Origin of the sequence: Nannocystis sp. (assembly GCF_016714285.1) — a bacterium.
Taxonomy (GTDB): domain Bacteria; phylum Myxococcota_A; class Polyangia; order Nannocystales; family Nannocystaceae; genus Nannocystis.
Genome location: NZ_JADJNN010000013.1, coordinates 78,255 through 90,714, shown reverse-complemented (window position 1 = coordinate 90,714; position 12,460 = coordinate 78,255). Strand labels below are relative to the sequence as shown.

At 72.1% G+C, this 12,460-nt stretch carries 9 protein-coding genes and 1 pseudogene; 5 read left to right on the top strand and 5 right to left on the bottom strand.

Features of this window, described 5'->3' with window-relative positions; translation table 11 throughout:
• Positions 1-287: 287 nt before the first annotated feature.
• On the top strand, positions 288-3,350 hold the full coding sequence (locus IPJ59_RS22490) for an Ig-like domain-containing protein (protein ID WP_293273244.1): 3,063 nt from the start codon (positions 288-290) through the stop codon (positions 3,348-3,350).
• A 97-nt stretch (positions 3,351-3,447) separates the two neighbouring features.
• On the opposite strand, the gene IPJ59_RS22485 is transcribed toward IPJ59_RS22490, so the two are convergent.
• Together IPJ59_RS22485 and IPJ59_RS22480 are read right to left on the bottom strand one after the other, a co-directional pair.
• Positions 3,448-4,095: a hypothetical protein gene (locus tag IPJ59_RS22485; RefSeq protein WP_293247833.1), complete on the bottom strand. Its 648-nt coding sequence runs from the start codon at positions 4,093-4,095 to the stop codon at positions 3,448-3,450.
• Positions 4,096-4,244: 149 nt separating this feature from the next.
• Positions 4,245-5,528, bottom strand: a complete 1,284-nt coding sequence (locus tag IPJ59_RS22480) for a DUF4215 domain-containing protein (RefSeq protein ID WP_293247835.1) — start codon at positions 5,526-5,528, stop codon at positions 4,245-4,247.
• A gap of 675 nt (positions 5,529-6,203) precedes the next feature.
• Here IPJ59_RS22480 and IPJ59_RS38030 point away from each other — a divergent pair.
• The 3 genes and pseudogenes from IPJ59_RS38030 to IPJ59_RS22465 all read left to right on the top strand — a co-directional run.
• Positions 6,204-6,935 (top strand): annotated as a pseudogene (locus IPJ59_RS38030) (FKBP-type peptidyl-prolyl cis-trans isomerase); the annotation flags it as partial.
• 530 nt (positions 6,936-7,465) lie between these two features.
• Entirely contained in the window at positions 7,466-8,302 is an 837-nt protein-coding gene (locus IPJ59_RS22470) for a formylglycine-generating enzyme family protein (protein ID WP_293273242.1), read from the top strand.
• Positions 8,303-8,420: 118 nt separating this feature from the next.
• A complete protein-coding gene (locus IPJ59_RS22465; RefSeq protein ID WP_293273241.1) occupies positions 8,421-8,936 on the top strand; it encodes a DUF2505 family protein in 516 nt (171 codons plus the stop codon).
• Here the strand turns inward: IPJ59_RS22465 and IPJ59_RS22460 are convergent, their stop codons facing one another.
• Positions 8,937-10,073, bottom strand: a complete 1,137-nt coding sequence (locus IPJ59_RS22460; protein ID WP_293273240.1) for an LIC_10091 family protein — start codon at positions 10,071-10,073, stop codon at positions 8,937-8,939.
• 107 nt (positions 10,074-10,180) lie between these two features.
• Here IPJ59_RS22460 and IPJ59_RS22455 point away from each other — a divergent pair, with 107 nt between their 5' ends.
• Positions 10,181-10,552 carry a glutaredoxin domain-containing protein gene (locus IPJ59_RS22455; RefSeq protein ID WP_293247882.1) on the top strand — a complete coding sequence of 124 codons (372 nt, stop codon included), beginning with the start codon at positions 10,181-10,183 and terminating at the stop codon, positions 10,550-10,552.
• A gap of 3 nt (positions 10,553-10,555) precedes the next feature.
• On the opposite strand, the gene IPJ59_RS22450 is transcribed toward IPJ59_RS22455, so the two are convergent.
• Together IPJ59_RS22450 and IPJ59_RS22445 are read right to left on the bottom strand one after the other, a co-directional pair.
• Positions 10,556-11,830, bottom strand: coding sequence for a hypothetical protein (locus IPJ59_RS22450; RefSeq protein WP_293273239.1), 1,275 nt, complete (start codon positions 11,828-11,830; stop codon positions 10,556-10,558).
• Between the two features lie 88 nt (positions 11,831-11,918).
• Positions 11,919-12,344 carry a CoA-binding protein gene (locus IPJ59_RS22445; protein WP_293247888.1) on the bottom strand — a complete coding sequence of 142 codons (426 nt, stop codon included), beginning with the start codon at positions 12,342-12,344 and terminating at the stop codon, positions 11,919-11,921.
• Between the last annotated feature and the right edge of the window lie 116 nt (positions 12,345-12,460).

Below are 12,460 nucleotides of genomic sequence, written 5' to 3'. Positions count from 1 at the left end.
CTTCGCCGGTCCAGCAGCGCTGGTTCATCACCGAGCCGGACGGCTTGTGATCACGGCGGGCCGCGGCCCTCATGGCCGGACAAGGTGACTGGTTCCAGCCGAGCCCGCCGAGGCATCGATGGGTCGGGCGAAATCGCGCGTCGTCGGCATATCTCCCGGCAGAACATCGTTCTTGGTCGATTCTGACGCTTCCGCGCGCGACGTTGCTGGCAGCGGCTATGAAGGCCGCGCTCACGGTCCGGGGGCGCTGATGCCCTCCGTAGGCGTGCACAGGAGGAAGGTCGTCGATGATGCGCAAGTCCCTGGTGACGAAGATTGCCCCGCTGGTGTTGACGCTGGCGTTGAGTGGTTGCGGCGGCGAGGCGGTGGAGGTCGGCGAGCTGCAGCCGCTGCCGCTGCAGTCGTCGGGGCGCTTCCCGCTCGGGTCGACGTACTTCCTGCCGGACCCGGTGTCGGGTCGCTGGGTGATCGAGGCGGCGCCAGAGGGGAACGCGAACGAGGTGGTGGCGGGCAACGACGGCTTCTCGCGCTTCACGCCGGTGGTGGCGGGGGAGTACAGCTTTCGCATCGCCGGCAGCGAGGAGCGGCGCGGGCTGACGGCGGTGGCCGAGGTGCCGTACGAGCACTTCAATTACTACGCGACGACCTCGCTGGCGCAGGTCGGCGACGAGGTGTGGGTGGCCCATCTGTACGACCCGCAGATCAGTCGCGTCGACCCTGCGACGGGGACGGTGAAGGGGACGATCGCCAGCGGTCCGTGGCCGGCGGCGCTGGCGTGGAGCGAGGCGCAGGGGGTCGCTCTCGTGGCGCACAAGGCCGGGGACACGCTCGGGGTGGTCGACGTGGCCGAGGGGCGGCTGATCGACGCGGTGTGGGTCGGCGACGAGCCGGCGGCGGTGGTGGTGTCGCCGGACGGGGCGACGGCGTACGTGTCGCTGGCGAAGGAGGACGCGGTCGTGGTGGTGGACATCGCCGCGCGGTCGGTGATCGGGCGGGTGGCGGCGAACAAGAACTCGACCTCGATGGCGTTGAGCGCGGACGGGGCGACGCTGTACGTGGCGAGCTACTGCTCGGGCGTGGGCGACCGTCAGCAATTTCCGGCGGACGATCGCAACGACAAGTTCGACATCGCGGTGATCGACACGGCGACGCTGAAGGTGACGGGGTACATCGGCGAGGTCGGGTCCGTGCTCGGCGGGCTGCTGCTGGCGGACGATCGCCTGTATGTGGCGACCACGCGGGTGGCGGTGCGCGAGCTGTCGGGCACCGAGGGCATGACGGCGTTTCGCCACTCGGTGGCGGCGTATGATACCGGGAGCCTGAAGCAGGTGGCGGCGGTGGACGTGGGCCGGCAGGCGAGCGCGACGGCGCTGGCGGTGCGGCCGTTCGGGATGGCGCTGGCGGGCGGGAAGCTGTGGGTGACCTTCGAGGGGACGGACGAGGTGGTCGGGCTCGATCCGAATTCGCTGGAGGAGCGCGCTCGCTTCGCGGCGGAGGGCCGGCCGCGTACGATCCTGGCGAGCGGTGAGCAGCTGTTCGTCCACGGGGCGCAGGGCTACGCGGTGACGGTGGCGAGCAGCGCCGGCGAGTCGAAGCGGGTGATCGCGCTGGCGGGGGATCCACGCGACGCGGGGTTGGCGGCCGGTCAGGCGCTGTACACCGGCACGGGGGCCAAGGGCGGGGTGAGTCACAGCTGCGCGGACTGTCACGTCGACGGGCTCACCGACGGGAACGTGTGGTCGGCGGGCGGCTTCTCGGAGTCGGCGAGTCGGCCGATGTTCTGGCTCGAGGGCACGGCGCCGATCGGCTGGGAGGGCGACGCGCACGACCTGTTCTCGTACCTCTACGGGAGCCCGGGGCCGACGATCGGCGCGACGATCAGCACGGAGCTGCATCAGGCGTTCTACGACTACCTGGCGGCCCTGATCCCGCCGCCGCCGGCCAACGGGGCGACCGAGCGCGACGGCAGCATGACGGCAGCGGCGCTGCGCGGCGAGGCCGTGTTCCGCGGCAAGGCCAACTGCGCGGGCTGTCACGCCGGGCCGCTGGGCTCGCAGGAGCTGCGCCTGCCGGGCGGCGGGACGCAGACCGATCACCCGATCGTGGTGCCGAGCCTGGTCGGCGCGTATCGCCACGGGCACTGGCTGGTCAACGGGGCGGCGTGGGAGCTCGGCGAGGCGGTCGACGCGATGCTCAAGCTGTCGGCCGGGAAGATCGACGCGACGGAGAAGGACGACCTCGTCCGCTATCTGCAAGAATGGACGGCGCGTGAGTTCCTGGTGCTGGCGACGACGCCGTCCGCGGGCGATCTACAGGTGCGCAGCGAGGGCGCGCTGACGGTGACGCTGTCGCACCCCGTGTTCGCGGACGCCAGCAATCTCGCGCGGGTGCGGCTGGTCGGCGCGGATGGTGCGGACGTGGCGATCGAGGTGACGGCGGATCGCCGGCACCTGACGATCACGCCGGCGGCGGCGCTGAAGCCCGGCGGGGCGTACAGGCTGATCGTGGGCAAGGGCTTCGAGGCGTGGAGCGAGCGGACGCTGGCCGCGGATCACGAGGTGAAGTTCACGGTCGCTGCGGCGCCGAAGTTGCAGCTCGACGGTGAGTATGTGCTGACGGTCGAGCACCCGAACCTCGACATGGAGAACAAGCGCTACGACCCGTCGGTGATCATCCCGATCGAGGTGGCGCTGAAGGCCACTGCGAACGGATATGGGGCGAGGGTCACGGAGGTGGTGACGCCTGTGATGACGGTGCAGCTCGACGTGGTGGTCGCCGGGGAGACGTCGTATTGGCCGCCGTTCCCGTTCCCGGTCGGACCGGGCTTCCTGAACCGGAGCTTCCCGACCGAGATGGTGCTGGTGGACGATGACGCGGACGGGGTGGCGGACCGCGGGGAGAGCACGCTGCTGCTGCGCAGCCCGGGGCTCGAGGCGAGCGGGGTGGTCTGGCGGATCGCGCGGGACACGGGCGCGCCGATGGACTGCGCCGGGATGGAGGGCGAGCACGCGGTCGACCTGACGACCGACGCGATGGGGGCGCCGACGGTGAGCTGGGCCGACGATGTCGACGCGCTCGGCTACTACGTCACCGATGTCGCCGCGAAGCCGCCGCTGGGGCCGGGGCCGGTGACGGACGGCGAGACCTACTGGGCCGTGTCGACGGCGAGCTTCCCGACCGGCTTCCGCGGGCCGGTGGTCTACGGCGAGCTGCCGATGGGCGGCATGGACGTGAGCGAGGCCAGCATGGCGCCGCTGGGCGGGGCGCCGCTGCCGGCGGCGAGCTGCGTGAAGTTGACGCTGGTGTTTAGCGACTTCACCAGCTCGGTGCTGCGCTACGAGACGCCGTGACGGCGAGGTCGCGGTCGTGAGCGTTCAGGCTCACGGCGCGCGACCTCGGTGGTGGACGCCTGTTGCGTCGCGGCTACCTGGGCCGCGACGGTCCTGTCTAGTTGGTCTTCGCGGAGGCCTTCACGAGGCCGTAGACCTGCCGCGCGAGCGCCTCGGTGTAGGCCGCCGGGGGGGTCGAGAAGGCGTCCATCGGCTTGGTGTCGTTCACGCTGTAGACCGCGCCGTCCTTCTCGATGAAGTAGTAGAAGTGCGACTCGGGGGCGTACTTGGTGCCGTTGTCCTCGTCCTTCATCTGGTAGGTGAAGACGAAGCCGTTCGGCTCCTCAAGGAGCTTCTTGCCGTCCTTGAACGAGGAGTTGCCGATCGACGAGGAATCGCCCCACTCGAGCGCCTCCTTGAGGCTGCTGACGGCGAGGTTGCCGACGGTGAGCATGTAGAACCCGGCGAGCTTGATGTCGACGCCGCCGTTGCCGTTCTTCTCGAAGGTGGCGTCCTTGGGCGCCTTGATCGTGACGTTGATCATCGGCGAGACATCCTTGAGGTTCTTCTCGACCCAGTCGGCCTCGTTGATCTTGAGCGTGGGGAGCTCGACGGCCGGGGCCGCGTCCTTGGCGTCCGCGCCTGCGGTGCCCGCAGCGCTCTTGGCAGCGGCCTTGTCGCCCTTGGCCGGCTCCGCGGCGCCGCCGCAGGCGGACGCGAGCGCGAGCGTGAAAATCGAGATTGCCGTGAAATGTGTGAGCTTCATTGCGGGCGGGTATCACACACTTTCGAGCGTACTGTCGAGTACGCGCCCAAGTCCGGGACGGGTGCAGCTGCAAGGAACTACCGCGGCCGAACGGCTCGGCACGGTGGTCGGTATGCGAAAACTAACTCCGGACGCTCGCCGCGGAGGAGCTACTGCTCGATGCAGTAGAGCGCGGCCTTCCAGGCGCAGCTGGCGGCCTGACCCTCGCAGAACTTGGTCCACGTGAAATTGGTCGCCTTCGCGTGGCCGAGGCGGGCGGCGCCGGCGGTGCTGTTCCAGCCGTCGCAGCCGTTGTTGGCCCAGGCGGTGCCGTCGGCGAGGGTGTTGGTCCACACGGTGGGCTTGGTGCCGGCGCCGCAGCCGGCCCCGGGGATCGGCGCGGCGCCCTTGCTCTCGGTGGTATCGATCGCGTGCTGCAGGGTGCCGTCGACCAGGTCCTGCCAGTGCTTCGCCACCTGGATGCCGGTCGGGAGGATGTAGGGCACGCTCGAGTGGATGAAGCGGCTGTCCGGGGCGCTGTTGCTGTCGCTGAGCCAGGCGTAGAAGACACCGCCGAGCTCGGCGTCGTCGGCGAGCTGTTGGCACTGCATGTCGGCGCCGGCGATGCCGCCGAGCTTGCCGGTGTAGAGCTTGCTGGTCACGAAGATCTTTCGTCGCAGCTTCTTGCACTCGCTCGAGCAGTCGTCGAAGTCGCTGAGGTTGCCGTCGTCGCACTCCTCGCCGCCCAGGACGCTGAGCGTGCCGTCGCCGCACTCGACGGGGCTGCAGTCGGCGTCGCAGGTCGCGGTCGCCTCGCCGTCGTCGCAGGCCTCGCCGGCGGCGGCGTTGGCGGTCTGGTCGCCGCACTCGGCCTTGCTGCAGTCGGCGTCGCAGGTGGGGCTCGGGCCGGCGTCGTCGCACAGCTCGACGCCCTGCTGCACGAAGCCGTCGCCGCAGGCGGCCGACTGACAGGTGCCGGGGCAGGCGTCCTTGTCGCTGGGGTTGCCGTCGTCGCAGGTCTCGCCGGGCTGGATCACGCCGTCGCCGCAGCTGGCGAGGGTGCAGTCGTTGCTGCACTCGTCGTCGTCGACGTCGTTGCCGTCGTCGCAGGCCTCGTGCCCCGCGTGGAGGTGGCCGTCGCCGCACGCGGCGGCGATGCAGGCGACGCAGTCGTCGTCGTCGGCGTCGTTGCCGTCGTCGCAGGCCTCGCCGGGGTCGAGGTGGCCGTCGCCGCACGCGGGCGCCGGGCCGGTGGAGCCGGAGGTGGAGCTGGTGCTGCTGGCGTCGCCGCTGCTCGATCCGTCGCTGTCGCTCGCGCCGGTGGTGGTGGTGGTGGAATCGGGCGCGACGCCGGTCGAGCTGGCCTCGCCGGTGCTGGTGCTGGCGGCCGCGAGCGAGCTGGAGCCGTCGTCGCCGGTGGTGTTCGGCGGCGGCGCGCAGGCGGCGAGCGACATGGCCGCAAGGACAGGTCGCCACGCGTCGCGTGGGGACTGCCGGGGCCGCGCGGCGATCGCCCTCGAGGGCGCGGCGGGCGAGGCGATGGCCGCTCTGGCCTCTGCGCTGACATGTTCGCCGATCGCACCAGATTGCATATGTCGGCGAGCCTAGGGGCCGGGCCGCGAGCTGACAAGCGTCGGCTTCGGCGCGGATCTGCGAGGGCTTCGCGCGATGATGCGCGCAGCTGCGCACAGCCGCGCTGATCTGTGGTGGGCATGATCCGCATGATCCGCATGATCCGCGAGATCCGCGAGATCGCCGACTTGCGGCGCGCGGGGTCGTCGTCGATCGCGGGCGCTCGCGCGGGCTGCTCAGGTCGCGGTGGTTTCGCGGTCCGTGACGCGGAATGGGGGCCCGAGGCGCGGGTGCGCGCGGTCCGGAATTCGGGTATATGGCGCGCCATGCTGTTTCGCGCGCCCCTTGCGCTTTCCACCCTCCTGGGCGTCGAGCTCGTGCTCGCCGCCGCATGTACGCCGAGCTCCTCGCCGGAGGCCGAGAAGAAGGCGGAGCCGACCGACGTGGCCAAGAAGGTCGAGGTGCCGACGAAGGTCGCCCCGCCGTCCCAGCCGCCTGCGCCGCCGCTGCCGCTCGAGCCGAGCCCGGACATCAAGTTCGACGCGCCCTTCGATGGCGTGCCGGTCGCGACCAGCAATACGGCCGGGGGGATCGCCGTGTCGGACTACGTGCTCGGCGAGGGCGCCGAGGCGGTCAAGGGCGGCGACGTGGAGGTCCACTACACCGGCTACCTGACGGACGGCATGGTGTTTGACTCGTCGCGCCCGCGCAATCGGCCCTTCAGCTTCGAGCTCGGGGCGGGGCGGGTGATCAAGGGCTGGGACGAGGGGGTCGCCGGCATGAAGGTCGGCGGCAAGCGCAAGCTCGTGATCCCGTCGAAGCTCGGCTACGCGGAGCGGCGGGCCGGGAAGATCCCGCCGCACTCGACGTTGATCTTCACCATCGAGCTGCTGAGCTTCACCCCGCCGCTGCCGCCCCCGCAGCCGCTCACCGCGTTCGATGGCAAGGCGCTGGCGACCAAGAAGCTCGACAAGGGGCTGGTCGTCGCCGACTACAAGCTCGGCGAGGGCGCCGAGGCCAAGGCCGGTGACACCGTGTCGGTGCACTACCGCGGCACGCTGAAGGACGGCACCGAATTCGACTCGTCGCTGGCGCGGCCCAAGCCGCTGGTGTTCGCGCTCGGGGCCGGGCGCGTGATCAAGGGCTGGGACCTCGGCATCGAGGGCATGAAGGTCGGCGGTCTGCGCAAGCTCACCGTCCCCGCCGAGCTGGCCTATGGCGAGCGCGCCCGCGGCAAGATCCCCGCCAACGCTGACCTCATCTTCACGGTCGAGCTGATGGCCGTGAAGCCGCCGGCCACGCCGGCCACGCCGGCCACGGTGGTGCCCATGGGCGACGCGAAGGCTGGCGACGCGACGGCTGGCGACGCGACGAAGGCTGGCGACGCGACGAAGGCGGGCGACGCGACGAAGGCGGGCAGCAAGCCGGTCGAGGCGAAGACGGGCGACGCGAAGGCTGGCTGAGGTCGATGCGCGGCGGTCTGGTGCTCGGGGTGGCGCTCGCGGCGGGCGCCTGTGCTGGCCCTGCGCCTGCGCGTGAGCCTGGCGGTGGGGCTGGCTCTGGGGACAGGTCCGGCGCTGCGTCGACGCCGGGCATGGCTGGCTCTTCGGACAGGTCCGGTGCTGCGGCGACGCCGGACGCGGCTGGCTCTGGGGACAGGTCCGGTGCTGCGGCGACGCGAGCGGATGTCCCTGGGGACAGGTCCGGTGTTGCGGCGACGCGAGTGGATGTCCCTGCGACGCCGGTCGCGGCTGTCCCTGGGGACAGGTCCGGTGAGGCCGCCCCTGGGGATGGGTCGGGCGAGGCGGGGGGGCTCGCGGTGGCCGGGGGCCCGGAGTTTCCGGGCGCGCCGGCGCCGGAGGCCTGCGCTGCGGCGCCGGAGGGGATGGCGTGCGTGCCGGCGGGGCCGTTCCTCCGCGGCTCGGACGACGGCCCGGAGAACACGCGGCCGGCGGCGCGGGTGTGGCTGCAGACCTTTTACATGGACCGCAACGAGGTCACCTACGCGGAGTACAAGGCGTGCGTGAAGGCGCGGCGCTGCGACCCGTCGGGGCCGGGCTACACCGACTTCGACCGGCCGCGCCAGCCGATCAACGGGGTCCGCTGGTTCGACGCCGACAAGTACTGCCGGGCCCAGGGCAAGCGGCTGCCGAGCGAGGCACAGTGGGAGAAGGCGGCGCGCGGGCCCGATGGGGCGCTGCACCCGTGGGGCGACGAGCCGGCGACCTGCGAGCGGGCGATCATCAAGGACGAGACGGGGCGCAGCTGCGGGGTCAAGAAGCTGCTCAGCAAGCCGGAGACCGGGCGGCCCTTCGAGGTCGGCTCGCGCCCGGCCTACCGCTACAGTCTGTTCGACATGGCGGGCAACTCGTGGGAGTGGGTCGCGGACTGGTACACGCGCGACTACGCCGAGTGCGGGGCCGACTGCCTCGGGGTCGAGCCGCGCGGGCCGTGCCAGGGCGCGGCGACCTGCGCGGGCTTTCGCCGCAAGCTGGTGCGCGGCGGCTCGTGGTACTGGGACGCCGCCCACGCGACGGCGATCTACCGCCGGCCGCACTGGCCGGAGAACCAGCCCTTTCATCACTTCGGCTTTCGCTGCGCGGCCAGCCCGGCCGAGGCTGCGGCCCTGCGGGCGGCGGCCTCGCCCGCGGGTTGACTGCCCGCGGGTTGACTGCTGCGGGTTGACTGCTGCGGGTTGATTGCCGCGGGTTGACTGCCGCGGGTTGACTGCCGCGGGTTGACAATGCTGGCGCACGGCGAAATAAGCGGTGGCGATGAAGTTCACCCTTCGACACCCCTACTCGATCGAGCCCGAGGCGTTCTGGCGCGACGTGTTCTTTGATCCGGCCTACAACGAGGCGCTCTACCGTAAGGCGCTGCAGTTCGAGGCCTTCAAGGTCATCGAGGAGACCCAGGGGCCCGACGGTCGGCGCGCGCGCAAGATGTCGGTGACGCCGAAGATCGACGCGCCGGGGCCGATCAAGTCGCTGCTCGGCGACTCGGTGAGCTACATCGAGGACGGTCACCTCGACCTGGCCAAGCCGAGCTGGGTCGTGAAGGTGCTGCCCTCGAAGCTGGCCGACAAGTCGACGATCCGCAGCGAGATGTGGCTCGAGCGGACCGGGCCGGGGCAGTCGGACCGGGTCGCCAACTTCGAGATCGAGGTCAAGATCTTCGGCATCGGCGGGATGTTCGAGAAGTTCCTCGAGAAGACGATGCGCGACAGCTACCAGAAGGCGGCCGACTTCACGAACCTGTGGCTGCGCGAGCAGGGGCTGGCCGGCAAGTAGTCAGCCGTTGGCGGGCAGGCCCGCGGCCTCACGCGCGAGACGTCGCTGCTCGCGGCGGCGCAGCGCGGCGGGGTCGGGGAGCTCGCGGGTCTCGAAGAAGCCGCGCTCGTCGACGACGACCTCGTCGCGGCGGATGACGTCGTAGATCGATCGCAGGTCGGGGACAGCGAGCCAGCGCCGGTAGTTGCGCGCGGGCTGGGCGTTGTAGCGGTAGTCGCGGTTTGTCTCCCAGGTCAGCAGGGTCCGCAGCACCAGCGAGCGATCGTCGACCGGGAGGGCGCGGAGGTTGTCGCGGAAGGGCTGCGGCAGCCGCTCCCAGTACTCCTCGGCGTTGGACAGGTAGAGCACGCGCAGGGGCACGCCGAGCTCGCGGGCGACGGCGCCGATGTGGGCGACGGCCCCGTCGCGGGTGAGGTCGGCGCACAGGGCCCGCACGCGACCGGCGAGCACCAGGCCGCGCACGTGGGCGTAGTCGTCGGCGTCGGCGAGGAAGCTCGGGACGGCGGCGGCCTGCATCTCCTGGCGCAGCTCGTCGAGGCGGCGGGCGACGCGGGCGCGGTTGTTGCGGTAGAGCTCGATGAGCGGGGCGCCGGCGGGGCCGGGGTGGGCCGCGCGCAGGGCCGCGAGCGCGGCGCGGCGCCCTGTCGGCTGCCACAGCGCGAGGTAGTCGTCGGGGGTGGCGGCGGCGGCGATCAGGGCCTGGTGGACGGCGTGGATCTCGACGACCGCGGGGTCGTAGTCGATGAGCCAGGCCAGCTCGGCCCGCGACCAGCCGAGCAGGAGGTAGCCCTGCTCGGCGCCGACGCCGAGGTAGCCGCCGCCGAGGCCGCGCACGCGCGCGTGGAAGGCGTGCAGCGCGTGCTCGTTGCCGGTGAGGTAGTGGCGACCGTGGCGGGCCAGGGTGACGCCGCCGAGCGCCTCGGGGGGCGGGTCCTCGGGGGTCGCGAGGAACGCGGCGCGCTCGGCCGGGCTGAGCGGTGAGGGCTGTCCCGAGGGACAGGTGGAACATGGCGGATCGGACATGTCGTCGGGGACATGTCCCGAAGGACTGGCGGCGCGGGGGGCGTCGAGGCTGATGCAGGCGAGGCCGAGGCCGCACAGGAGGGGCCGGATCCTTGCGATCGCGCGGGTGGCCATGACAGGGCCCTGGTACGCGGGGGGCGGCGGGGGCTGTTCCGGAGCGGCGAAAATAGTGTCGCGGGGGCGCTTGCGGGGGGAGGCGAGCCCCTTATACTCCGCCGCCAATGACGCCCCGCCCCCTGCACCCCGAAAGCGCTCGAACCTCTCACGTCGCCGACAAGATGGCGGGATTTCACGCCGGGGTCGTCGCTCAGGTGCGGGACGCGGTCGGGCGCGACGCGGTGGTGGTGGTCGGGATGGCGCAGAACCCCTTCGTGAAGAAGGTGCGGCGGGCGCTGGACGAGGCGGGGGTGCCCTTCACGTACCTCGAGTTCGGCAGCTACGTGAGCGCGTGGAAGGAGCGGCTGGCGATCAAGATGTGGAGCGGGTGGCCGACCTTCCCGCAGGTCTTTGTCCGCGGCACGTTGATCGGCGGCAACGACGAGACACGCGCCGCGATCGCGGACGGCGCGCTCAAGCAGATGCTCGCCGGGTGAGCGTCAGATCGCGGCGAGGTAGAGCGTGCCCTCGTCGGGCTCGTGGATCAGCACGCCGCCGAGGCCGGGCTGCCACTGCGCCGGCAGCTGCCGGTCCGAGGTGAAGCGCGCGAGCTCCGGGCGCGGGCGGGCCTGCAGGGTGTGGAGGCGGGTCCAGTCGACGCGGCCCTGCTCGACGCTGACACCGCCGTCGCGGCTCATCAGCAGCTGGCCGTCGGGCAGGCGGGTGTAGATCTGCCAGCGCGGGCCGGTGATGGCGACGCTGCGGCCGTCGGTGTACACGAGGCGCTGGCTGATGTACTCGCGGTCGCGCGCGCGGGTGACGTCGATCAGCACGGCGTCGGCGGCGACCCAGCGGCCGCTCCGGAGCTCCTCGGCGGGCGGGTCGACGAGCTGGGTGAGGGTGGCGCCGGTGGCGAGGTCGAAGATCTCGAGGCCGGAGCCATCGGGGCCCGAGAAGTCGGCGACGACGCGGTCGCCGAGCGGGTCGCGGCCCTCCCAGACCCAGTGGTAGGGGAGCTCGCCGCCGCGGCCGTCGACGAGGTCCTGCCAGCGCATGCGGCCGGGCCACTCGCCGGGGTCGGCGTCGCTCAGCGAGACCGGGCGGGCGCGGGCGTCGGGGCTGCAGGCGAGGCTCCAGTCGCCGATGAGGCGGCGGCTGTCGCGGCTCCAATAGAAGGGCGGCGGGTCGTCGCTGGGGACGCCGACGCCGACGCAGCGCGGTTCGCTGCCGTCGCTGCGCGAGACGACGATCGCCACCAGCTCGTTGCGCTCGCCGGGCGGGCCGCCGCGCAGCTCGAAGGCGTGGCCGAGGGCGACCAGGCGGCCGTCGTCGCTGACCTCGGGGCCGAGCTCCGTGACGTCGCTGCCTCGCCGCAGGCGCCAGCCGGCGGCCGCGGGCGACCACTCCTGCGACCACGGGGTGAGGGCGCCGGTCGCGGGGTCGAGGCGCTGCAGCGAGGTGTCGCCCTCGGGGACGAGGTCGCCGCCCTGCTCGACCCAGGTCGGGCCCGGGGTCACCAGCAGGCCGCCGTCGGCCAGCGGGGCGTAGGTGCGGACGTTCGCGTGGAGCAGGCGGAGCGGGGCCAGGCTGGCCTTTGGGGCAGGTGGCGCGGCGGGGCTGTCCTCGGGGACAGGTATGTTCGAGCGGCCGTCCGGGACCGCGGCGGCTGCTGCGGCGTGGGGTGAGCTGTCCTCGGGGACAGGTGCACTCGGGCCGTCGGGGACCGCGGGGGCGCAGCTGGCGAGGCAGAGGAGGGCGAGGCGGCGAGCTGGCACCGGCCGGGCGTAGGGCAGCGACGCGGGGCTGTCCAGTTTTCACCCCGGAGGCGGGGAACAGGCGGGGGTGCTCGGCCGCGGAGGCGGCTCAGGCGGGGAACAGGCGGCGGTGCTCGGCGAGGGTGCAGCGGTCCTGGATCACGCGGATGCCGGCGCCGCGGAGGGTGCGGGCGAACTCGGCGTGGCGGATGCCGAGCTGCAGCCACACGAGCTTCGGCAGGGGGTGCATGGCGAGGATCTCGGGGACGTGGGCCATCAGCGCGTCGGAGCGGCGGAACACGTCGACCACGTCGATCGCGGTGTCCAGCTCGTCGAGGCTGGCGACGACGGGGTGACCGAAGAGGCTGCGGCCGACGAAGTTCGGGTTGACGGGGTGGACCTGGAAGCCGTGGGCGGCCAGGTACTGCGGCACGTAGTAGGCCGGCTTGCCCGGCTCCGTGTTGGCGCCGAGGATGGCGATCGTTCGCGTGGCGGCGAACAGATCGCGCAGCTCCGAGTCGGTGGGCGATTGCACGCGCGCGAGTCTGCGGCACGGGCGCGTCGGAGCGCAAGGCGGGCCCATGTGGGGCAGGCCGGATGGCCGCGCTCTGCCAGCGGGACGTTGTTCTCGCCGCGATCGCGCGGGCCCTC